Below are 23,019 nucleotides of genomic sequence, written 5' to 3' on the forward strand. Positions count from 1 at the left end.
GGTTCGGCGCGTTTCGTCCCGGTCGCTGCGCTCTCTCGCTCAACGACCGACAGGCTCAGCGCGACGCCTTGATCCGGTCGGCGGCGACCTCGCCGATCACGATCGCGGCGGCATTCGTGTGACCGCGGACGACCGTGGGCATGACTGACGCATCCGCAACCCGCAGCCCGGAGACTCCTCGCACCCGGAGGTCGGGATCGACGACGGATGCGGCATCCGCACCCATCCGCGCGGTGCCGACCGGGTGGTAGATCGTGTGCGAGTAGCGACGCAGTGAGAGCTCAGCGCGTTCGGCAGGCGTCATCCGCTCGCCGTCTTCCGGCAGTACCCAGCGTCCAGTCGTCACGGCGCGCAGGGCTTCGGTGTCGAGGAGCCGCTCGCACTCGGCGATACCCGCGAGGATCGTGGCTTCATCGATGCCCTCGGGATCGGTGAGGTACCCCGGGTCGATGACCGCCTTTTCGAACGGGTCGGCGGAAGCGAGCCGAATCGTGCCGCGACTCCGCGGTCGCAGCAGGATGGCGGCGATGGTGAGACCCTCGTCCGGCGGCCGCACGAGGCCCTGGCCGACGTAGGGGGCTGTGGCGAAGAGGATCTCGACGTCGGGCAGACCGGCGGGCACGCCCGCGCCCTCGGCGGCCGCGGTGCGGACGAATCCATACGCCTCGGCGACAGGGGAGGACAGCATCCCTCGCCTGGTCGTGAGGTAGCGCGCGAGTTGGGGTGCACTCGCGCCCGTGAACAGGGTGCCGCCGAGGGCCTGCGGAGCGAGGCCCGCGATGAGGTGGTCCTGCAGGTTCGAGCCGACCCCGGGTGCGTCGACCACGAGCGCAATGCCGTGCTCGGCGAGATGATCGGCCGGTCCGATGCCGCTCAGCATGAGCACTTGAGGAGTGTTGACGGCGCCGCCGGAGAGGATCACCTCGTGCCGGGCGGCGGCGTGCACGGTGATGCCGTCGATCTCGACGTACACACCCATCGCGCGCGGCTCCTCTCCGGACGTGCCGGATGACGCGGCGAAAGTCACGCGCCGCACGAACGCCCCGGTGACCACACGCAGGTTGCGCCGGTCCTTCGCGGGTCGGAGGTATGCGTCCGCGGTCGACGCACGGGCGCCGCGCCGCTGCGACACCATGGTCTGCGAGAAGCCCTGTCCTTCCGGGAGGTTCGCCGCGGTGACCGGATGCCCGGCTTCGCGTGCGGCGTCGAGGAACGCCGCGGTGTGCGCCCGCGGGTCGCGCTGGCGCTCCACCGACTGCGGGCCGTCGGTGCCCTGCGTCTCGTGCGCGGCGTCTTCGGTGCGCTCGACACGGCGGAAATAGTGCTCGAGCGACTTCCACGACCAGGACTCGCCCGCTGTCTCGGCCCACTCGTCGTAGTCGGCCGCGAAGCCGCGCACCCACATCATCGCGTTGAGGGACGACGAGCCGCCGAGCGTCTTGCCGCGCGGCCAGAAGATCGTGCGGTTCTCGAGGTGCGACTGCGGAACGGTGTCGTAGTTCCAGTCGTACGCACCGCGGAACAGGCTCGTGAATGCCGCCGGAATGTGCAGCTGAGGCGCGGAGTCGGGCGGGCCCGCCTCGAGCAGCAGCACCGACACGTGGGGGTCCTCACTCAGGCGTGCCGCCACCACCGCGCCGGCTGAGCCTGCGCCCACGACGATGTAGTCGGCCGCGAGCGGAGCCACGCGCCGGCTCACGCGCGGAACGCCTGAGTGAGCGTGGCGACCAGCTTCACCCAGTCCTGGTTCATCTGGAACCGGGTGAAGCCCTCGCTCACCCTCGCGCCGGTGCGCGAGCTGACGAACCACGGCGGCTTCGGCAGCACCGAGAATCGGCCGGCGCCGAACGCCGATGACACCGAGCGGGGGAACGGGCGGAAGGGCCCGTGCGTCACCGATCGCTCGACGTGGTCGAGCAGCAGCGCGTTGTGCACGACGCCGATTCCGCTCTCGACCTCGTCGAGCGTCGCGCCGGGGAACCCGCCCCAGGTCAGGGTCGGAGTCAAGTAGACGAACGCCGACCAGGCGTTGATCGCGATGGAGCCGTAGCGCAGTGCGGCGATGGCGTTGTCGAACCCGTCGCCGAGCGCGGCCTGCGTCTGGGGATCGATCAGCACGTTGGCGCCGAGCGTGCCGGTCAGCTTCTCGTTGGCATGGGCGACCGCCGTATCGAGGAACTCCTGGCCGTTGCCCGGCAGCGAGACGACTCCCAGCACGGGGGTGAAGTACTCGGTGGTCTCGATTGCGGTGGCGTCCTCATCCGCCCCGATCACGACGAGAGCGCGGGTGCCCTCTGCGAACCATGTCGCGTCGGGATAGTCGGATGCCGCGCCGGCCAGCTTCTCGGTGCTGCGCGGGTACCAGGCAGACCGACGCGGGGCCGCTTGGTACGCCGTTCGGAGGGCGTCGAGGAAGGCATCGCGCTGCGGCCAGTCGGAGCTCATCAGCACGACCTGGCCGGCGATGCAGTTGTGGCCGGCGTTCTGCAGCCGCATCGTCGCGATGTGCTCGGCCTGGAATCGCAGATCCGCTTCGGTCCAGACGCCCGGCACGACGATGATCGGCGAGACACCGCCGAGTTCGGCGGTGATCGGCTTCTCGAGCTTCGGACGATTCTCGCGCTTGCGCTGGAGGGTCGCCGCCTCCCCTGCACCTGTCGACGGTCCCCACACGATCGTCTCGAACGTGGGTGCGGCGCCGGTGATGTGGACATGCTCGATCGCGGGGTGACCCGTGAGATAGGCGCCCATTTCGCCGCCCCCTCGGACGATCCGGACGAAGCCGGGCTCGATGAGCGGCGCGAGCGCGCGCTCGAAGACCGCCAGCAGCGGGTCCTGCGTGGGGTTGAGCTTGAGCAGGCTGACGCAGTTGCCCGACAGCAGTTCGTAGAGCACATCGAGCACGGGGATCGAGGTGACGTTGCCGGCGCCGAGCACCAGACCGACGCCACCGGATGTCGTCGGCGCGAGCTGACCGAGACCGGCAGTGCGGCGCGCCTCTTCCGCCGTCACTCCGGGCTCGAACCAGACTTCGCCGGTGAAGCCCGACAGCAAGATGCCATCGGTGGCGCCGAGCGGGAAGACGTGGGCTCGTACACGACCGCCGGGCGCGGCATCCGTCTTCACGTCCGTCAGGGGGCTCTGGCCTCTGGCCAGCTTCAGCAGGGTCGAGCGATACGCCGTCAGCGCCGTGAGCACGCCGTAGGGTCCGCCCAGCCAGTCCTCGCCACGAAGCGGATGCCCGGGCTCGAGGCCCTTGGCTGTGGCTGCGGCATCCGCCCACTCGGCGGCGACGGCGGTGACGGAGGCATGCAGCCGCTCCATGAGCCGCGCGCGCTGTTCGAGAGTGAGGTGGACCCAGGTCTTCGCGCCCAGGCCCAGATCGCCGATCGCCACGTCGATCGCGTCGCGCTCTGTCTGGCTGAGTGCGGTGTCGGGGGTGCGGGGCTGGGCCGATACAGCCGTGGGGGCCTCTGACACGGGCGCTCTCCTTCGGGCGGGAAGTCTCAGTCTACGTTCACGGGCGAGACCCGATCTCACTGGGTGCGGGACTCGATGTCGGTGCGGCGCAGCGGGTAGCGGGCGAGCGTGAGGAGGCTGAGTCCGACCAGCACGGCGGGTACCAGGCTGAAACTCACGACGATGCCCGTGATGGCGGCAGAAGGCTGGGTCACGGTCTCTGCTGCCGTCGACGAGACGTATCCCGTGACCGCGAGAATGATCGACAGCGTGGTCGCCCCCAGGGCGAACCCGATGGTCTCGCCCGCCGTCCAGACACCGCTGAACGAGCCCGCCTGGCCGGGTCCGCTCGTGCGCTCGTCATGAGAGATCACGTCGGGGAGCATCGACATCGGCAGCGACTGCATCCCGGCATACGCGACACCGGCGACCGCAACCGGCACATAGATCCAGGCGCCGGGCGCCCAGAGCGTGCCGAGGATGGTCAATGCGGCACAGGCGAACAAGACGCTCGCGATCGAGAAAGCGCGCTCCTTGCCGATGCGACGGGCCAGAACGCCCCACCCGGGTGCCGCGAACAGGGCGGGGGCGATGAGCGCGACGAAGAGGAACGTGACGGCCTGCTCGGAATGGAGCACCCACGTCGCGACGTACTGGGCGCCGGCGAGCATGAGCCCCGTCGCGAGTGCCTGCAGCAGATAAGTCGACAGCAGTGCGCGAAAGGCGAGACTTCGCCGCAGTCCCCGGATGCCGTTGGAATAATGCTCGCGGATGCCGCCGCCCTCGGTCTGCTCGCCCGCAGCGGTCCGTAAACCCGCGGTCCCTGAGCCCGCGGTCCCTGAGCCCGCGGTCCCTGAGCCTGTCGAAGGGCCGCCGGCCCACGTCACCGGGCGTTGTGCGACGGTGGTGGCGACCAGCATCCCGACCGCGATCACCACGCCGGCGACGATGCCCATGATGAGATAGCCGAGCACGGGGTCTTCGGTGATCCCGCGAAGCTCCGGTCCACCGGCTCCGAAGAGCAGGATCGCGAAGGTGAGCACGACGACCCGCCAGGTCAGCAGGCGAGTGCGTTCGTCGTAGCTCGGGGTCAGTTCCGCCGGAAGCGCGATGTAGGGCACCTGGAAGAGGCTGAACGCCGTCGCGGTCAGCGTGAAGGCGAAGAACACCCACACCGCCCCGACGACCGGGCCGAGCGAGGGCGGCACGGCGAAGGTGAGCGCGAAGAGCACCGGCAGAGCCAGCGCGCCGATCAGCATGAGCCGGCGTCGCGTACCGTGCCGGGCGAGGTCGCGATCGGTCAAGGCGCCGATGATCGGATCGATGATGACATCCCAGACCTTGGCGACCGTGATCACCAGGCCGGCGACGAGCGCTGCGACGCCGAGCGAGTCGGTCAGGTAGTACGCCAGCACGAGCCCTGGAAGGGTGGCGAAGCCGCCGGTGCCGAGCGAGCCGGTCGCGTACCGGGCGATCGTGCCCCTCGAAAGACGAACGTCCGCGGGCGAGGGGGCGGCAGTGCTCATCGCGCCAGTGTAGGTGAGGTGCGAGTGCGTCTTGGGGCGGCTGTGGAGTGAGTGCGCTTCGTCTCGCGAAGCGGTCCCTGAGCGGGTCGAAGGGCGCTCAACGACCGGCGTCGTCCGCCCGCACCGCATCCGCCACGGCGAGCAGCCCGCGGTAGGTCTCGGCGAAGCTCGTCGAGAGGGGTGAAAGGCCGATCCGCAGACCCGCGGGATCGCGGTAGTCCGGAATGACGTCATCCGCCCACAAGCGAGCCGTCACCGCCCGCATCTCGGGGTGGGAGAGCGTGACATGCCCGCCGCGGGATGCGGCGTCGCGGGGCGAGGCGACGCTCACGCCGAGGGGAGCCAGCAGCGCATCGCACACGCGCAGCGCGAACTCGGTGAGAGCGACGGATTTCGCGCGGATCGCGTCGATGCCGGCATCCTGGATCATCTCGAGGGTGTCCTGCATCGCGAGCATGCCGACGATCGGCGGGGTGCCCGAGAGGAACCGGCGCATCCCGTCGGCAGGGCGATAGTCCGGGCCCATCGCGAACACGTCGGCGGTGCCCATCCATCCTTGAACCGGCTGCGCGAGCGCGGCCTGGTGCCGATGCGCGACGTAGGCGAATGCGGGGGAGCCCGGTCCGCCGTTGAGGTACTTGTAGGTGCAGCCGACGGCGAGGTCGAAGCCCCAGGCGTCCGCCTCGACCGGCACCGAGCCGGCCGAGTGGCAGAGATCCCACAGGATGAGCGCACCGGCGTCGTGCGCGATGCGGGTGAGAGAGGCGGCATTCGCGAGATAGCCCGACCGGTACGCGACATGGCTCAGCACGACGACCGCCGTCGAAGGACCGACGGCCTCCGCCAGCGCCTCTGCCGTCACGCCCGCGGCCAGGTCGACGTCCACCCATCGGACGCGCCCGCCGCGTTCGCGGGCGATTCCGTCGACGAGATAGCGGTCGGTGGGGAAGTTGTCGCGGTCGACGACGATCTCGACGCGGCCGGGGTCGGCGCTGTGCTGCGCATCGAACGCGGCGCGGATGAGCTTGTACAGCAGCACCGTCGTCGAGTCGCCGATGACCGTCTGGCCGGGTGCGGCACCGATGGCCGATCGCCCGATCGCGTCGCCGATCGTGAAAGGCAGCCGCATCCACGACTCGTCCCAGCCGCGGATGAGGCGCCCGCCCCATTCGTCTCGCACGAAGGCCGAGAGCCGGTCGAGGCTCGCCCGCGGCGGGCGTCCGAGTGAGTTGCCGTCGAAGTAGACGAGTGATGTCTCAGACCCGACGAACGCGTCGCGGTATCGCCGCAGCGGGTCGGACCCGTCGAGAGCGGAAGCCTCGGCCTCGAGCGAATCGACCACGGCGGCGTCAGTGGGCGTCATGGATGAGCTCCTCGGCAGGAACGACGGTGGCGCCACCCAGCCATTCCGGGATGTCGTCGATCGTCGCGGGTGCGTCGCCGGCGACGAATGTCGCGATCGCTGTCGACACATCGACGCCCGGCCAAGAGTCGGTCAACGCATCGATGAGGTCAGGCCCGCGCAGTCCGCAGTCATGCAGCGCGGCGAGTTCGCGGACGATGACGCCGACGGGTCGCTCGCCGTTGCCGAGGTCCGTGCCGTAGAAGACGCGGCCGCCCGCAGCCGCGAACGCCGCCAGGTTGGCGCGCGCGGTCGCCTCGGCGTTCGAGTCACCCTGATGGATGTCGAGCGTCGAGATCCAGCACTGATCCGCGCTCACCGCCCGGGCGATGAGCTGGGCGTCGAGGACTTCCGTGAACGGTGTGTGCGCGAGCACATCGACGCCCGCATCGAGCGCGAGCAGCGTCATCCCGTCGCCCTCGACGTGCGCGACGACCGAGAGCCCGCGCTCGTGCGCACTCGTGACGATCGCGGCGAGTGTGGGTGGATCGAAGACGGGGCCGAACTCTGCGTTGAGCGAGAGCTTGATGAGCGATGCCCCGAACGTCGCCTGCTCGTCGACCGCGGTCCTGGCTCCGCCTCGCACACCCGGATGGCGCGATGCATCGGTCACCTCGCGCACGATCGCGTCGGGGGCCCAAGGCCGGCCCCACGGGTACCCGTCGCTGGTCGTCAGGAACGCGCCGGCATATGCCACTCGCGGCATCCCATCCGGTTCGCGTCGCGCGAGCTCGACGGGGTCGCCGCCCAGATCGACGACCCCGGCGATCCCGCCCGCGGCGAGAAGGTGCTCGTCGATGAGGTGGAGGTGCACGTGATGGTCGATGAACGGCGGCAGCGAGATGCCGTGTTCGCCCGTGATCGCGCGTCGGCAGGGCAGGGCGCTGTCGCCGAGCAGCGCCTGCACCGCGAAGAGATCGGCATGGCTCATGCGATGCGCCGCCTTCGCAGCCCCGCGCTCACAGCGCGCTCCGCACGGCGAACAGTTCGGGAAAGAACGTGAGCTCGAGAGCCCTCTGCAGGAACGGCACGCCACTCGATCCCCCGGTGCCATGTTTGAACCCGATGATCCGCTCCACCGTCTTCAGGTGCCGGAACCTCCAGAGCTGGAAGTTGTCCTCGAGGTCGACGAGCTCCTCGCAGGTCTCGTATGCCGCCCAGTGCGCCTGCGGGTCGGTGTAGATCTCGGTGAGCACCGGGACGAGCTCCGGTGTGAACGTCCACGCTGTGGTGACGTCACGGTCGAGGACGGCGGCGGGAATCGCGTAGCCCCGGCGGGCGAGAAGTCGCAGGAACTCGTCGTAGAGACTCGGCGCCTCCAGCGCCGCGCGCACGAGCACGTGCGCTTCGGGATCGGTGGCGAATACCCGCAGCATGCCGGCGTTCTTGTTGCCGAGCGTGAACTCGACGGCACGGTACTGCGCGGACTGGAAGCCACTCGCGTTGCCCAGCACACCGCGGAATTGCACATACTCGGCCGGCGTGAGCGTCGCCAGCACCGACCACTGCTCGGTGAGCGTGCGCTGGATGTGCTTCACGCGGGCGATGCACTTGAGCGCCGGGGCGAGTCTGTCGTCGCGAAGCAGATCGCAGGCCGCTGACAGCTCGTGCAGCACGAGCTTCAGCCACAGCTCGGTGGTCTGGTGCTGGATGATGAAGAGCAGCTCGTCGTGGTGCTCGGGATCGCTGAGGGGCCGCTGCGCCGACAGCAGCGTCTCAAGGTCGAGGTAGCCCCCGTAGCTCATGCGGTCGGCGAAGTCCGTGACGACGGTCTCTTCTATCGTCCTGGTGTTGCGTTCGACGCCTTCGGTCACGAAGGCAACTCTACTGAGCGGCCCACTCAGCCGATGAGGTTGATCACGTCGTCGAGCCCCATGCCGTAGTCGATGCGGACGCAGGGCAGGGTGAGCTTGTCGGTGCCGATCGTCACGTAACCCGGTTCGACCGTCCGTGCCAACTCCCACCCCGCCTGACGAAGGGCCTCCTTCGCCGTGTCGTTGTAGTGGCCGAACGGGTACGCCATGACCTGCTTGACGCCCAGAACGGCCGCTGAAGCCTCCATGTCCGCCACGATGTCGGGAACCGGAAGGTTCACCATCCGCCCCTCGCCGTCAGCGCCGGGACGATGCATGTCGTGCGTATGCGAGCGCTGCTGCACGTACATCGATGGCGAGGGACCCGTGCCGTCGATCGTTATGCAGAACGCCGTGCTGAGGAGGTGCTTGTCGACGACGATCGGCAGCGCCAGCTGCAGCCAGCTGAGGTCGCAGTCGTCGTCGGTGATGATGACAGAGCGGCTCGGCAGCCACAGCCGGCCGTCGATGAACGCACTCAGCTCGTCCCACGTCGGCAGATAGAAGCCCCCGGTCGCGATGTGGTTCATGTGGGCGTCGAAGTCACCGATGTAGGCCCAGTTGCCGCGGAGGTAGCCGTTCTCGCCCTCCGGCCGTGTCGTGAACTGGTGGTACATCATGATCGGGATGCGCGCGTCCTCTGCCACGTTCGCGTCCACTGTGGTCCACGCGCCGTAGAGCGTCCGCTCCTGATCGGTGCACTCGACGAGCTCCGACCCGTTCACCCGTGCGGCGATCGTGCGGGCTGCCGCATCCGCCCGCGTCGCGTACCACCCCGCGAAGACCGCGTCCACGCGGTCCGGGATCGGCAGACCCGAGTACAGCGAACCCTGCGTCTGCAGCATGGGGGCATCGTTGATCTCGGCGCCGTCGAAGGTGACGGCGCAGGCGGCGGGATCGTCCGTGGTGGTCAGCAGCCGTTCGGACGCTGTCAGCGGGGTCGGGGCGGGCGAGGGCGTTAGGCTCGGAGTGGGAGTCAGCGTCGGACGCGGAGTCGGCGGAGTTCGAGGAGTCGGCGGGGTCGCAGGCGACGCCGAGGGCCGGCCCGCGGCATCCGTCATGTCAATGGGTGACGCTGACGGCTGAATCGCGTCGTCCATCTCCGGGGCGAGCGATGCCGACGGCTGGGCCGCGGGTTTCATCCCACCGGTGGCCGCGGCGAACGCGCCACCGCCGATCGTCACCGCGGCGACGACCCCGACCGCGACCCATATGGCCGCTCGTCGACGCGCGCGGCTGCCGGTACCAGCGCTCATGCCCCCATGCCTCCGGATCGGCGCCGCTCGTCCCGGCGGGTACGGCGCCGTACACGGATATTACTGCGGCAGATGCGGGGATGCCGCTAGGGCGCGATCAGCAACGGACGACGGCGGTGGGCCGGGTCGCTGCTAAAGGAGGGCGAGGTCGCGGAGCTTGGCTTCGACGTCGGCGTTGGAGGGCTCGACGTGATGGGACGAGTCCGGGTACACCACCACGGGGATGCTCGTCCGGCCGGAGATCTCCCGAGCCACATCTGCGGCATCCGGGTCCTGCATCAGATCCACGTACGTGTACTGGATTCCGAGGCCATCGAGCTGCCGCTTGGTGCGGACGCAGTCTCTGCACCAGTCGGCGCCGAACATCGTGATCGTGGAGGGGGACGTCATGCCTCCATTCTCCCGCATGGATGCTGGGCGGATGCCGAGCGGCTCCGACCCACGGAGCGTCAGAGCGGGCTGAGGATGCCCTCTGCCTCGCTATAGCGGCCGCCTGAGACCGGGCATACCCAGTCATCACCGTCGCGCTCGAGTGGGTGCCCCGCAGTGCCCACCCAGCCGATCCTGCGGGCCGGCACTCCGACGACCAGGGCGAACGCAGGGACGTCCTTGGTCACGACCGCGCCGGCCGCGATGAGCGCCCACTCGCCGATGGTGACGGGAGCGATGCAGACAGCCCGGGCGCCGATCGACGCGCCTGTGCCGATCGTGACTCCGACGGCGTGCCAGTCGTCGGCGCTCTTGGGGGTGAGGTCGGGGTTCACCGCTCGCGGGAACTCGTCGTTCGTCAGCACCGCCGCGGGCCCGATGAAGACGCCGTCGCCGAGCCGGGCGGGCTCGTAGACGAGCGCGTAGTTCTGCAGCTTGCAGCCGCTTCCCATCACGACATCCGGGCCGACGTAGGCCCCGCGCCCGATGTTGCAGTCCGCACCGATCTTTGCGCCCTCGCGCACCTGTGCGAGGTGCCACACCCGCGTGCGGTCGCCGATCTCGGCCGACTCGGCGACATCGGCGCTCGCCTGGACGACAGCGGTCTCGGATGCGGTCATGTTCGGGGCCTTCCGGTTGCACCTGCAGGGTCTGCCAAGCATACGATCAAGATTTGGGGCGGATTCGGCTTCCGAGCCTGGATAAGCGGATGACGCGGGTCGGCGTTGACGGTACACTCCTGAGCGGGGAGTAGAGGTTCTGGCGCGCACTGGGGATTCATCGCGTGCGCAGGATCTCTTCTAGACATGTGCGCGCGTGGGGCGTGTGCTGTGCACCCGTATGGGAACTGGGGAAGCATGCGCAAGTCGACTGTCGACGCTGTCGGAACGAATCGCAATGGGGGAAGGCTGAGAAGCCTCGCCATGGTGGCGTTGACGGCGCTCGTCGCCACGACGTTCATCGTGGTCCAGCCGGCCGCACCTGCCACGGCAGCCGGCAGCTCCTGCGGCGCGACGATAAACCCGATCGTGTGCGAGAACTCCAAGCCGGGCACCGACCCGGATGTCTGGGACATCGAGGGTGCCGGTGATTCCTCGATCCAGGGGTTTGCGACCGACATCAGTGTCAACGCCGGGCAGAAGATCGACTTCAAGATCGACACCAACGCCCGCGCCTACTCCATCGACATCTACCGGACTGGCTGGTACCAGGGTCTGGGCGCGCGCAAGATCACTTCGGTTTCCCCTTCCGCGACGCTGCCGCAGGCTCAGCCGCAGTGCATCTCGGATGTCACCACCGAGCTCTATGACTGTGGCACGTGGAAGGTGTCCGCTTCGTGGAACGTGCCGGCTGACGCAGTCTCCGGCGTCTACGTGGCCAAGCTCACCCGCGCCGATGATGGCGGCGCCAGCCACATCATCTTCATCGTCCGCAACGACGGCAGCACGTCCGACGTGCTCTTCCAGACATCCGACCCCACTTGGCAGGCATACAACAAGTACGGCGGCTCGGACTTCTACCAGGGTGCAGCGAACAATCGTGCCTACAAGATCAGCTACAACAGGCCGTTCGCGACACGTGGCAGCGACCAGGGGCGGGACTTCTACTTCAGCTCCGAGTACGCCACGGTGCGTTTCATGGAGCGCAACGGCTACGACGTGAGCTACCTCGCGGGAATCGACACGGATCGTCGCGGTGCCGAACTGCGAAACCACAAGGTGTTCATGTCGGTCGGACACGACGAATATGTCTCGGGAGCGCAGCGGGCGAACATCATGGCCGCCCGAGATGCCGGCGTGAACCTCCAGTTCCTCACCGGAAACGAAGCGTACTGGCGTACCCGGTACGAGAACTCGGTCGACGGATCGAACACGCCCTATCGCACCCTCGTCTCGTACAAGGAGACGTGGGCCAACGCGAAGATCGATCCTTCATCAGAGTGGACCGGCACGTGGCGCGACCCGCGGTTCGCGACCGCTGCGCAGGGCGGGCATCTGCCCGAGAACGCCCTCTCCGGCACGATGTTCCAGGTCAACAATGACGATCTGGCGGTGACGGTGAACAGCGCCGAGGGAAAGACCCGACTCTGGCGCAACACCGCACTGGCATCCCTCGCATCGGGCGCGAGCGCGGCGCTCGCCCCGCACACGGTCGGCTACGAGTCGAACGAGGACGTCGACAACGGGTACCGGCCCGCCGGCCTGGTGCGCCTCTCGACGACGACCGGAGCAGTGCCGCAGTACCTCACGGACTACGGGAGCACTGTGGTACCGGGCACGACTCAGCATCACGTCACCCTCTACCGCGCGTCGAGCGGCGCTCTCGTGTTCTCGTCCGCGAGCATCCAGTGGGGCTGGGGGCTCGACCAGACACACGATGGAGATGGAGCAGCTGCCGACGTCCGCATGCAGCAGGCCCAGGTGAACCTTTTCGCCGATATGGGGGCACAGCCCGGAACTCTGATGAGCGGACTTTCTGCGGCTGCGAAGAGCACGGACACGACGGCACCCACCACCGTCATCACGACGCCCACAGCCGGCCAGTCGATTGCACACGGCACCGCAGTGACGATGACCGGTACCGCCGCCGATGCCGCCGGTGTCGTCGCCGGGGTCGAGGTGTCGGTCGACGGAGGCTCGACGTGGCACGCAGCCACCGGCACAACCAACTGGACCTACACGTACATCCAGCAGGGGTACGGGCAGTCGTCCGTGCTCGCACGTGGAATCGATGACAGCGGCAACTACTCCTCGACCGGGACGAGTCGCGCGGTCACGGTCACCGGACCGGCGTCCGTCTACGGCGCCGAGGTGCCCGCGACTCCCTCTGCGACCGACACCTCGGCGGTCGAGGTCGGCCTGCGGTTCTCGGCGAGCGTCGATGGTTTCGTAACCGGAGCTCGGTTCTACAAGGGATCCGCGAACACAGGTACGCACGTGGCGTCATTGTGGACGACTTCCGGCACTCGCCTCGCCACAGCGACATTCGCCAACGAGACGGCCACCGGATGGCAGACGGTGCAGTTCACGGCACCGGTCGCTATCGTCGGCGGCACCGACTATGTGGTCTCGTATACCGCCCCGCGTGGTGGTTACGCCTACGTCGACGACTATTGGCCCTACAAGGCCAAGGCTTCATCACCGTTGACGGTCACGCCTGCGGTAGGTGCGGCCAGTCCGGGCCTGTACGGGTCGGCCGGCTCACTGCCGACGAACACCTGGGGCAACTCCAACTACTTCGTCGATCCGCTGTTCACGGCGACCGACAACTCCCCGCTCGGCGTCGCCAGCCGGACACCGCTCCCCTCGTCGTCCAGCGTCGCGCTCGACACGAAGGTCAGCGCAACCTTCACGCGTGCCGCAGCGCCTGCATCGATCGCCATCACGGTCAAGAATGCGTCGGGCACAGCTGTGCCCGGGTCTGTGAGCTACGACGCCCCGACGAAGACCGCCACGTTCCAGCCCACCGGCACGCTCGCGCCGGCGACGGCCTACACCGTGACGCTTGCCGCCACCGACACCAGTGGTGTGTCCGTTGCGGCGAACTCCGGCTGGACCTTTACCACGCAGGCGGCCGACCTGCCCGTGGGAACATGCCCGTGCTCGCTCTTCTCCGAAAGCATTCGGCCGGTGGTCGACTCAGACACTGACACCGCTCTGGTGACGCTCGGCGTCAAGTTCACTCCCACGGTCGACGGGACGATCACTGCCGTCAAGTTCTTCAAGGGTGTGCGCAACACCGGAGCGCACAACGGCGCACTGTGGAGCGCGAGCGGCACGAAGCTGGCGTCGGTGACGTTCACGAACGAGTCGTCGTATGGGTGGCAGACGGCCGTGCTTTCGACGCCCATCGCGGTCACCGCGGGCCAGACGTACGTCGCGTCCTATCTGGCTCCGGAGGGTGGATACTCGGCGACGCTGGGACAGTACAGCGGCGGGTACACGCGTGGACCGCTCACAGTCGTTGCGAACGGTGGTGCATTCACGTACGCGGACGGCTTCCCCGGATCCTCGTCACCGACGAACTACCTCGTCGACGTGGTGCTGCAGACCGGGGCCCAGGGTCCCACTCTGGTGGCGACGACGCCGGCGTCCGGAACCGTGGATGTCGCAGCTGACACGGGCATCGACGCGACCTACAACCTGCCCATCACCAGCGGCTTCACCGGGACGGTGAAGGCTAACGGCGCCACAGTCGCCGGAACCTGGACGCTGTCTTCGGATTCGCGGACTGCGAAGTTCCAGCCTGCTGCGGCCCTGCCTGCCGGCGCGTCCATCGCGGTCGCGCTGTCGAACGTCACCGGCACCTCCGGCGCCGCGGCACAGAATGCGTCCTGGTCGTTCACCGTGGTCGCGGCGAACTCACAGCCCGTCATCACCCTGATCGGCAACCTGACGCCGCAGGTCGCTGCAGAGGCGGGCGACACGGCTTCGGTGGAGTTGGGCATGTCCTTCCGCTCGTCTGCCGCCGGCACCGTCCGCGCCGTGCGGTTCTACAAAGGCCCCGGTAACAGCGGAACCCACGTCGGTTCGCTGTGGGGCCCGAACGGTGAGCTGCTCTCCCAGGTGACCTTCGCGAACGAATCGGCGACGGGCTGGCAGCGTGCGGTCTTCGCCGTCCCGGTGTCCATCACCCCGAACACCACCTACACGGTGTCGTACCTGGCTCCGAACGGCAGCTACTCCTATACGCCCGCGGGCTTTGCATCGCCGATCACGAGCGGACCACTCACCACCGAGACGGTCAACAACGGCAAGTACCGGTATGGCGCCGGCGGAACGATGCCGAACAGTTCGTGGAACGCGACGAACTACTTCGTCGACGTCGAGTTCATGGCCGCCGCGGATGTGCCGAAGCTCACGTCGACTTCGCCTGCCCGCGATGCTGCAGGTGTCGTGTTCGACGCGAACGTGACCGCGACCTTCGACCGTGACATGGCTGGATCGTCTCCGACGCTCTCTCTCCAGGCCGGCACGACGTCCATTCAGGGCACCAGCGCGTATGACGCCGTCACCAAGCGCCTGACGTTCGATCCGGCAGCGGACCTCTCGGCGGCGACGACGTACACGGCAACGGTTCGCGTCTCGGGTGCCACCTTCGACACCTGGTCATTCAGTACCGCTGATGCGGCGGCGACAGGTCAGACGCAGAATCTCTTCGGAGTTGAGACACCGCAGACCGAGTCTGCTGCGGACAGCGACCCCGTCGAGCTGGGAACCGCGTTCCAGGTCACTGAAGCCGGCAAGGTCACCGCCATCCGGTTCTACAAGGGCGCTGGCAACGTGGGCGTGCACACCGGAACGCTGTGGTCGTCGACGGGCCAGTCACTCGCGACCGTGACGTTCACGGGCGAGTCGGCTTCCGGATGGCAGCGCGCGGTGCTCTCGGTACCGGTCGATGTCGTACCCGGCCAGACCTACGTGGTGTCGTACTTCGCACCGTCCGGTGGATACTCGGTGTCCCCGAGTTACTTCACCGCCCCCAAGGTCAGCGGCAAGATCGTCGGGATCGCAGACACGAACGGGCGCTTCTTCTACGGTGCCGGCGGCGGGTTCCCGACGACCTCGTGGAGCGGCTCCGCCTACTTCGTCGACGCTGAAGTGATGTTCGGGGCCACAGGTCCCACACCGCCGCCGGCTGCGGCACTGGTCTCGGTGACCCCGGCCGCGTCGGCGACGAATGTCGACCCGACGACGGCCGCAATATCGGCCACCCTCACGAATGCGACGACCGCGACCTTGGCGGTCACCTCGGCCGGGGTAGCAGTGCCGGGCACGTCGAGCCTCAACACGGCGACGGGAGTCGTCACCTTCGCTCCTTCCGCAGCCTATGACTGGGGCAAGACCTACGCGGTCACGCTGACGGCCAACGGCGCAGCGATCAGCGGTGGAACGTGGTCCTTCTCCACGCTTCCTCGGGCCACGATCACAGCTCGGACGCCGGCATCTGCCGCAACGAATGTCGATCCCGCCACAGCCAAGGTCACGGCGACGTTGACCGGGGCAATGACGGCGGCGATCCAGGTCACCCTCGCCGGCGCAAACGTCGCAGGAACGTCGGCGCTGAACACGTCGACCGGTGTGGTCACATTCACTCCCACCGCTCAGCTCGACTGGACCAAGACGTACACCGCCACCGTCACGGCCAACGGAACCAGTGTCGCGAACGGTGCGTGGAGCTTCACCACTATGGCGAAGCCGGATCAGGTCAGCCTGTTCACGACCGGCACGCCCACGAATGCCAACGCCAATGCGGTCCTCGGCTACCAGGCGGGCACACGGTTCAGGTCGAGCGCGGCGGGTGTCGTCACCACGATCCGCTTCTACAAGGGAAACCAGAACACCGGAGCTCACACGGGTTACGTGCGGAACGCGTCTGGCACCGTCCTGGCGCAGGTCACCTTCCAGAACGAGACCGCGTCCGGATGGCAGACCGCCGTCCTCTCCACGCCGGTTCGCCTGACCGTCGGCGCCGAGTACCGTGTCACCGTCTACAGCGCCTCGGGACGCTATGCGGTGACCACGTCCGGTCTCGCGACGACGGTGACCGTCGGTCCACTGTCCACGATTGGCGGCATCGCAGGGTTCGGCACCGCCAACCCCACGACGACGAGCACGAACAAGTTCTGGGTGGACGTCGTGTTCGACCCGGACAATTGATCGCCGGCCAACGGTAGATTTCGTAGATTCAACACATTCAACCAATGGGGGAACTCAGCGTGTCTTCACGCCTGAATATCGCTGTGGTCGGAGCGGGGTATTGGGGGCCGAACCTCGCCCGCAATTTCCGTGCCTCGACTGACTGGGACCTGGGAGCGATCTGCGACCTCGACACGGACCGCGCGCAGCGGGTGGCCGACAGCGTCGGCGGTGTGCCGGTGATCGCAGACCTCGACGAGGTCCTCGCCGACGAGATGATCGATGCGATCGCCGTTGCGACACCGGCCCGCACGCATCACCCGATCGTGCTCGCGGCGCTCAGGGCCGGCAAGCATGTCATCGTCGAGAAGCCACTCGCCGACACACGCGAACGCGGCGTCGAGATGGTGGAGACCGCCCGCGAGCGCGGCCTCATCCTGATGGCTGATCACACCTACTGCTACACGCCGGCCGTCCTCAAGATCCGAGAGCTCATCGCCGACGGCTTTCTCGGCGACATTCTCTTCGTAGACAGCGTCCGCATCAACCTGGGGCTGATTCAGCCGGACGTCGACGTGTTCTGGGACCTCGCACCGCACGACCTGTCGATCATGGACTTCATCCTCCCGAGCGGGCTGAACGTCGAGTCCGTCTCCGCGCACGGTGCGGACCCACTCGGCACCGGCAAATCCTGCGTGGGGTATCTGGCCATGCCGCTCGCCGGCGGCGCGATCGCCCACGTGCACGTGAACTGGCTCAGCCCGACGAAGATCCGGCAGATGGTGATCGGCGGCACCAAGCGCACCCTCGTGTGGGACGACCTCAACCCGCAGCAGCGCGTGAGCGTCTACGACCGCGGAGTCGACCTCGCCCTGCAGTCCAAAGAGACGGCCGATGCTCGCGCATCGAACATCTCATATCGCCTCGGCGACACCTGGGCGCCCGCGCTCCCCGAGCGTGAGGCGCTGGCAAACGTTGCGACCGAGTTCGCAGCATCCATCCGAGAGCAGCGCGCTGCACGCACCAGCGGCGAATCCGGACTCCGCGTCCTTTCCGTGCTCGAAGCCGCCGCGGAGAGCCAGGCGTCGAATGGTGCACCGCGCCCCGTCGCAGCAAGTATCAGCAAGGAAGACTCACAATCATGACAAATCTTGAAGGCACGCGAGTTCTCGTCACCGGGGGCGCTGGAACGATCGGCTCCACACTCGTCGACCAGCTGCTCGAGTCGGGCGTCGAGCACATCGACATCCTGGACAACCTCGTCCGAGGCCGCCGTGCGAACCTCGACGACGCTCTCGCCAGCGGTCGTGTCGAGTTGATCGACGGCGACATCCGTGACGCGCGGCTCGTCGACGAGCTGACGGCGGAGAAGGATGTCGTCTTCCACCAAGCGGCGATTCGGATCACGCAGTGCGCGGAAGAGCCGAGGCTCGCGCTCGAGGTGCTGGTCGACGGCACCTTCAACGTCGTCGAATCGGCAGCGAAGCACCGAGTCAAGAAGCTGGTCGCGGCCTCGAGCGCGTCGGTGTACGGCATGGCAGAGGAGTTCCCGACCGACGAGCGCCATCATCACGAGAACAACGACACCATCTATGGTGCAGCGAAGACGTTCAACGAGGGTCTGATCCGCAGCTTCCGCGCTATGCAGGGCATCGACTACGTGCTGTTACGGTACTTCAACGTCTACGGTCCCCGCATGGATGTGCACGGTGTGTACACCGAGGTCCTCGTCCGATGGATGGAGCGAATCGCCGACGGCAAGCCCCCGCTCATCTTCGGCGATGGACAGCAGACGATGGACTTCGTCTGTGTTCCCGACATCGCCAGGGCCAATGTGCTCGCCGCGCAAAGCGACATCGTCGAGGGCACTTACAACATCGCAAGCGGCACGGAGACGAGTCTGCTCGGACTCGCCGAGGCACTGCTTCGCGTCATGGGCTCGGATCTCGGTGTCGAGCATGGTCCGGAGCGGGCTGTCAACGGGGTCCTCCGGAGGCTCGCCGACACGACGGCCGCCCGCCGCGACCTCGGATTCGAGGCCACGATCGGCATCGAAGAGGGGCTCAGGATGCTCGTCGAGTGGTGGGCGCCGCTTCGTGAGGAGATCGCAGCCGGCAGATCGGTGGGCGTCTGATGGCCGAGCGCATCAATGTGATGGTTCCGTGGCTCGGCCAGGAGGAGGCTGATGCCGTTGCGGAGGTCATCGCGAGCGGGTGGGTCGCCCAGGGTCCAAGAGTCGCGCAGTTCGAGCAGGAATTCGCCGCAGCCATGCAAGCGCCGTTCGCGGTCGCCACGACGAGTTGCACGACGGCCCTCCATCTCGCACTCATCGTCGCGGGTGTCGGCCCCGGCGATGATGTGGTCGTCCCCTCCTTCTCGTTCATCGCCACCACGAACGCCGTTCGGTATGTCGGCGCGAACCCCGTCTTCGCAGACGTGGACCCGGTCACGGGCAATCTGACCGGAGACACCGTCGCGGCGGCACTCACGCCTGTGACCCGCGCGGTCATCGCGGTCGATCAAGGAGGGGTGCCGGTGGATCTCGACGACATCAGGCACCTCGCGGATCCGCTGTCGATCGTCGTGATCGAGGATGCTGCGTGCGGTGCCGGGTCGACCTACAAGGGGCGGCCCGTCGGGGCAGGCGCGGAGATCTCCGCGTGGTCGTTCCACCCGCGAAAGCTGCTCACAACCGGCGAGGGCGGCATGATCACGACGACCCGCCACGACTGGGCCACGCGTGCGCGCCATCTTCGTGAGCACGCGATGAGCGTCTCGGCAGCCGATCGCCACGGCTCGGTTCTGCCACCTGCCGAGGAGTACACCGAGGTCGGCTACAACTTCCGAATGACTGATCTTCAGGCCGCCGTGGGGCTCGTTCAGCTGGGTCGGCTTCCCGAGATCGTCGCCCGGCGCCGCGAGATCGCCTCGACGTACCGCGCGGCCATCGAGACAATTCCGGGGCTGAGGCCGGTTACGGACCCCGCGTATGGCACTGCCAACTATCAGTCCTTCTGGGTCGAGGTTCTCGACGACTACCCCACCGATCGGGAGGGCCTCCTCGAAGCCCTCGCCAACGCGGAGATCTCCGCGCGTCGCGGCATCATGGCCACCCACCGGCAACCACCGTATCGCGATCTCACCCCGCAGACGGGGCTGCCTGTCACCGAGCGCCTGAACGACCGAACCCTGATCCTGCCGGTCTTCCACACGCTGACGCCGGCTGACCAGGAGCGGGTCATCACTGTGCTGCGTCAGCAGGGGACCGTGGCGTGACGGCTGGCCTTCTGCTGATCGGGGCCAGTGGTCTCGCCCGTGAAGTGATCGCGGCCGGGGTGACGGGCGTCGTCGGCATTCTGGACGATAACCTCGACCTCCACGGGACAGAGGTCGCCGGGGTGCCGGTTGTGGGCAGCATCGTGGATGCGGTCAAGCGAGAGGAGTCGCTTCTCGTGTGCGTCGGACCGAGCCTCGGACGCCGTCACGTCGTGCGCCGGCTTCACAAGTTCGGCGTCTCGGGCGACCGTTACGCGACGTATGTCGCGCGGTCGGCGCGAGTCGGAGCAACGAGTGACATCGACAGAGGAAGCATTGTGATGGACGGAGTCGTCATCACGGCGGATGCGAAGATCGGCCGTCATGTCGTCATCATGCCCAACTGCACGATCACGCACGATAACGTGCTTGGTGACTTCGCAACGCTGGCGGCCGGTGTGTCACTCGGCGGCTCGGTGCACATACGTGAATCGGCATATATCGGCATGAACGTATCTGTCCGCCAAGGACTCACGATCGGAGCGGAGGCGACGATCGGGATGGGCGCCGTTGTCCTGGAGGATGTACCAGACGAGCAGACATGGGTGGGCATCCCTGCCCATCCGTTAGGGGTGACCTCGTGAGCACGAACGTTCCATTCCTGGACCTCGCCGCCCAGCAGGCCGAGATTCTCGACGAGGTGCTGCCCGTGTGGCGCGCCCAGCTCGAATCGGCCGCATTCATGGGTGGTCCTGAGGTTGCCGCGTTCGAACGCGAGTACGCCCAGTACATCGGCGTCGAGCACGTGATCGGAGTCTCGAACGGCACTGATGCGCTCGAGCTTGCGTATCGCGCTGTCGGCGTGGGCCCCGGTGACGAGGTCATCATGCCCGCGAACACCTTCATCGCCACGGCGGAGGCGGTGTCACGCGCCGGCGCTGTTCCCGTCTTCGTCGACGTCGACGAAGAGCATCTCCTGATCGACCCGGCGGCCATCGAAGCCGCCATCACGCCGCGGACGAAGGTCATCGCCCCCGTACACCTCTTCGGGCAGACCGCGCCCGTGGAGCTGATCGCGCCCATCGCGGCCAAACACGACCTGGTGGTGATCGAGGACGCCGCGCAGTCTCAGGGGGCGTCCGGCGTTGCCGGGCGCGCCGGGGCGTTGGCGCGTGTTGCGGCGACCAGCTTCTACCCGGGCAAGAACCTCGGTGCGGCCGGCGACGCCGGCGCGGTGATGACCAACGACAGCGAGATTGCGCACTTCGTACGCAACATCGCGGCCCACGGCAGCTCGGTGAAGTACGTGCACGATCGCATCGGAGTGAATGCCCGCCTGGATGCCGTCCAGGCGCCCGTCCTTCGGGCGAAGCTTCGCCGACTGGACGGCTGGAATTCCGCACGGCGGGCGGCGGCAGACCGTTACGATGCCCTTCTCGCTGTGGTTGAGGGGGTTAGACGGCCCACCGTACGCCCGGGCAACAAGGACGTCTGGCATCTCTACGTCATCCGCCTGGAGGACCGCGATCGCGTCGCGGCTGAACTCACCGAGGCGGGCATCGGGGTCGGCATCCACTATCCGACGCCCGTCCACCTGACCGAAGCGTACGCCGGGCTCGGCTACCGACGCGGACAGTTCCCCGTCGCCGAGGCCGCGGCAGACCGCATCCTCTCGCTCCCGATGTTCCCGCACCTCACCCAGGCGCAGCAGGAGACTGTCGTCCAGGGAGTGGCCCGTTCGGTGCGGCCGTGACTCAGGAGCCCCCGGAGGACTCGGTTCCTCGTCGTGCCACCCGTGCGTTCGGGTGGAGTTTCGGGAACATGGTGGCGTCCCGCCTGGGGACCCTTGCCATCGGCATCGCCCTTGCCCGTGTACTCGGACCCGACCAGTTCGGCATCTTCGCGATCGCGACGCTCACCCTTCTCGCGATCCTGAGCTTCAACGAGCTGGGGGTGAGCCTCGCCATCATCCGCTGGAGGGACGATCCGGCGACGATTGCCCCGACCATCAACACCATCTCCGCGGTGAGCAGCCTGCTGCTCACGATCGTCGTGATCGTGGGCGCTCCCTGGATCTCGGAGACCCTCGGCGATGTTCGCGCAGCGCCCGTCGTCCAGGTTCTGGCTTTGTCGATTCTGATCAACGGCTTGGTCGCGACGTCGGCCGCGATCATGCAGCGAGAGTTCATGCAGAAGCAGCGAACGATCGCAGATCAGGTCAACACCTGGCTTGGCGCCGGGCTCTCGCTGCTGTTCGCGTTCCTCGGCTGGGGCGCGATGAGTCTCGCGGTCGGTCGCCTGATCGCGAGCATCGTGTTCGCGATCATGCTGATCAAGTGGAGCCCCGTGCCCTATCGCTTCGGGTGGAAGCGCGACACCGCCGGTCGACTCCTGCGTTTCGGACTCCCGCTTGCAGCATCGAGCATCGTGGTGTTCGCGGCGGGTTATACCGACCAGCTCATAGTGGGTTCCACGCTCGGGGCAACGGCGCTCGGCTTCTATGTCCTCGCATACAACCTTGCAAGCTGGCCCGTTTCGATATTCTCTCTGCCTCTTCGTGCCGTCGCCCCCGCGGCCTTCTCGGCCCTCAAACATGATCCGGATCGGATGTCACGCAACTTCGCCCGGGTGCTCGCCATCCTGTCGAGCGTCGCGATCCCGGCATGCCTGGCGATAAGCGGCGCCGCCGAACCGGTCGTCGACGTCGTCTATGGGACGGAGTGGCTGCCTGCTGCGGACATCCTGCTGTGGCTGGCGGCGATGGCCGGCCTCCGGATATGGTTCGAACTCGCGTACGACTACCTCGTGGTGCACGGCAAATCGGGCATCGTGCTGTTCATCCAGCTCGCCTCTTTCGGCATCTCGCTGCCACTGATGCTCTGGGCGGTCCAGGCTTTCGGCGCTCCAGGAGTCGCTGCGGCGCAGTTCGTCGTCGCTCTCGTTGCAGTGGTGCCGCTCTACCTGATCAGCCTGCACCGCACCGGGATACGGGTTCACAAGATCGCAGGCGCAGTCGTGCTGCCTGTCATCGCGGGCCTGATGGTTTGGGTGGCGAGCTGGCTCATCGCGCAAGCGGTCGGCCTGCCGCTCGTGGCCGCGGCCCTCGCGGCGGGCGTCGCGACCGGTGTCATCGCGCTCCTTGCCTTCTGGCAGCGCGAGAACCTCAAACTGCTCCGCGCTGCGGCGACGGGAAAGGGATGA

The 23,019-nt window shown here is 67.5% G+C and carries 16 protein-coding genes; 7 read left to right on the forward strand and 9 right to left on the reverse strand.

Annotated elements, in window-relative coordinates:
* Window positions 1–55: 55 nt before the first annotated feature.
* The 9 genes from ABD188_RS04855 to ABD188_RS04895 all read right to left on the reverse strand — a co-directional run bounded on the left by ABD188_RS04855 (window position 56) and on the right by ABD188_RS04895 (window position 10,545).
* Window positions 56–1,699 carry a GMC family oxidoreductase gene (locus ABD188_RS04855; protein ID WP_344059071.1) on the reverse strand — a complete coding sequence of 548 codons (1,644 nt, stop codon included), beginning with the start codon at window positions 1,697–1,699 and terminating at the stop codon, window positions 56–58.
* Complete coding sequence (locus ABD188_RS04860; protein ID WP_344059072.1) at window positions 1,696–3,480, reverse strand: aldehyde dehydrogenase family protein; 1,785 nt, start codon at window positions 3,478–3,480, stop codon at window positions 1,696–1,698. Before ABD188_RS04860 ends, ABD188_RS04855 begins: the two co-directional genes overlap by 4 nt.
* A 56-nt stretch (window positions 3,481–3,536) precedes the next feature.
* A complete protein-coding gene (locus ABD188_RS04865; RefSeq protein WP_344059073.1) occupies window positions 3,537–4,985 on the reverse strand; it encodes an MFS transporter in 1,449 nt (482 codons plus the stop codon).
* Window positions 4,986–5,082: 97 nt separating this feature from the next.
* Window positions 5,083–6,348 carry a kynureninase gene (locus tag ABD188_RS04870; RefSeq protein WP_344059075.1) on the reverse strand — a complete coding sequence of 422 codons (1,266 nt, stop codon included), beginning with the start codon at window positions 6,346–6,348 and terminating at the stop codon, window positions 5,083–5,085.
* Window positions 6,335–7,318, reverse strand: coding sequence for a hypothetical protein (locus ABD188_RS04875; protein ID WP_344059077.1), 984 nt, complete (start codon window positions 7,316–7,318; stop codon window positions 6,335–6,337). Before ABD188_RS04875 ends, ABD188_RS04870 begins: the two co-directional genes overlap by 14 nt.
* 28 nt (window positions 7,319–7,346) lie before the next feature.
* Complete coding sequence (kynA, locus tag ABD188_RS04880) at window positions 7,347–8,201, reverse strand: tryptophan 2,3-dioxygenase (RefSeq protein ID WP_344059079.1); 855 nt, start codon at window positions 8,199–8,201, stop codon at window positions 7,347–7,349.
* Between the two features lie 26 nt (window positions 8,202–8,227).
* Window positions 8,228–9,496 (reverse strand): polysaccharide deacetylase family protein, encoded by a 1,269-nt coding sequence (locus tag ABD188_RS04885; protein WP_344059081.1) that lies wholly within the window; start codon window positions 9,494–9,496, stop codon window positions 8,228–8,230.
* Between the two features lie 132 nt (window positions 9,497–9,628).
* Window positions 9,629–9,886, reverse strand: coding sequence for a glutaredoxin family protein (locus ABD188_RS04890; RefSeq protein ID WP_344059083.1), 258 nt, complete (start codon window positions 9,884–9,886; stop codon window positions 9,629–9,631).
* 59 nt (window positions 9,887–9,945) lie between these two features.
* Window positions 9,946–10,545, reverse strand: a complete 600-nt coding sequence (locus ABD188_RS04895) for an acyltransferase (protein WP_344059085.1) — start codon at window positions 10,543–10,545, stop codon at window positions 9,946–9,948.
* Between the two features lie 303 nt (window positions 10,546–10,848).
* Here ABD188_RS04895 and ABD188_RS04900 point away from each other — a divergent pair, with 303 nt between their 5' ends.
* The 7 genes from ABD188_RS04900 (at window position 10,849) to ABD188_RS04930 (ending at window position 23,019) form a co-directional block, all read left to right on the forward strand.
* Window positions 10,849–16,584 (forward strand): DUF4082 domain-containing protein, encoded by a 5,736-nt coding sequence (locus tag ABD188_RS04900; RefSeq protein ID WP_344059087.1) that lies wholly within the window; start codon window positions 10,849–10,851, stop codon window positions 16,582–16,584.
* Window positions 16,585–16,628: 44 nt separating this feature from the next.
* The gene (locus ABD188_RS04905; RefSeq protein WP_344059089.1) at window positions 16,629–17,708 is read left to right on the forward strand and encodes a Gfo/Idh/MocA family protein; all 1,080 of its coding nucleotides are present in this window, start codon (window positions 16,629–16,631) and stop codon (window positions 17,706–17,708) included.
* Window positions 17,705–18,697, forward strand: coding sequence for an NAD-dependent epimerase/dehydratase family protein (locus tag ABD188_RS04910; protein ID WP_344059091.1), 993 nt, complete (start codon window positions 17,705–17,707; stop codon window positions 18,695–18,697). Before ABD188_RS04905 ends, ABD188_RS04910 begins: the two co-directional genes overlap by 4 nt.
* Entirely contained in the window at window positions 18,697–19,839 is a 1,143-nt protein-coding gene (locus tag ABD188_RS04915) for a DegT/DnrJ/EryC1/StrS family aminotransferase (RefSeq protein WP_344059093.1), read from the forward strand. Before ABD188_RS04910 ends, ABD188_RS04915 begins: the two co-directional genes overlap by 1 nt.
* Window positions 19,836–20,462, forward strand: a complete 627-nt coding sequence (locus ABD188_RS04920; RefSeq protein WP_344059095.1) for an acetyltransferase — start codon at window positions 19,836–19,838, stop codon at window positions 20,460–20,462. Before ABD188_RS04915 ends, ABD188_RS04920 begins: the two co-directional genes overlap by 4 nt.
* Window positions 20,459–21,571, forward strand: coding sequence for a DegT/DnrJ/EryC1/StrS family aminotransferase (locus ABD188_RS04925; RefSeq protein ID WP_344059097.1), 1,113 nt, complete (start codon window positions 20,459–20,461; stop codon window positions 21,569–21,571). Before ABD188_RS04920 ends, ABD188_RS04925 begins: the two co-directional genes overlap by 4 nt.
* Before the next feature lie 68 nt (window positions 21,572–21,639).
* On the forward strand, window positions 21,640–23,019 hold the full coding sequence (locus ABD188_RS04930; protein ID WP_344059099.1) for an oligosaccharide flippase family protein: 1,380 nt from the start codon (window positions 21,640–21,642) through the stop codon (window positions 23,017–23,019).

The sequence above is a fragment of the Microbacterium pumilum genome, assembly GCF_039530225.1.
Classification (GTDB): domain Bacteria; phylum Actinomycetota; class Actinomycetes; order Actinomycetales; family Microbacteriaceae; genus Microbacterium; species Microbacterium pumilum.

Excerpts from the sequence above, each read along its gene's own strand:
- ABD188_RS04890 (WP_344059083.1), bottom strand. The coding sequence starts at position 9,886 with ATGACGTCCCCCTCCACGATCACGATGTTCGGCGCCGACTGGTGCAGA.
- ABD188_RS04870 (WP_344059075.1), bottom strand. The coding sequence starts at position 6,348 with ATGACGCCCACTGACGCCGCCGTGGTCGATTCGCTCGAGGCCGAGGCT.
- ABD188_RS04910 (WP_344059091.1), top strand. The coding sequence starts at position 17,705 with ATGACAAATCTTGAAGGCACGCGAGTTCTCGTCACCGGGGGCGCTGGA.
- ABD188_RS04875 (WP_344059077.1), bottom strand. The coding sequence starts at position 7,318 with ATGAGCCATGCCGATCTCTTCGCGGTGCAGGCGCTGCTCGGCGACAGC.
- ABD188_RS04885 (WP_344059081.1), bottom strand. The coding sequence starts at position 9,496 with ATGAGCGCTGGTACCGGCAGCCGCGCGCGTCGACGAGCGGCCATATGG.
- ABD188_RS04930 (WP_344059099.1), top strand. The coding sequence starts at position 21,640 with ATGGTGGCGTCCCGCCTGGGGACCCTTGCCATCGGCATCGCCCTTGCC.
- ABD188_RS04915 (WP_344059093.1), top strand. The coding sequence starts at position 18,697 with ATGGCCGAGCGCATCAATGTGATGGTTCCGTGGCTCGGCCAGGAGGAG.
- ABD188_RS04895 (WP_344059085.1), bottom strand. The coding sequence starts at position 10,545 with ATGACCGCATCCGAGACCGCTGTCGTCCAGGCGAGCGCCGATGTCGCC.
- ABD188_RS04900 (WP_344059087.1), top strand. The coding sequence starts at position 10,849 with ATGGTGGCGTTGACGGCGCTCGTCGCCACGACGTTCATCGTGGTCCAG.
- ABD188_RS04905 (WP_344059089.1), top strand. The coding sequence starts at position 16,629 with ATGGGGGAACTCAGCGTGTCTTCACGCCTGAATATCGCTGTGGTCGGA.
- ABD188_RS04865 (WP_344059073.1), bottom strand. The coding sequence starts at position 4,985 with ATGAGCACTGCCGCCCCCTCGCCCGCGGACGTTCGTCTTTCGAGGGGC.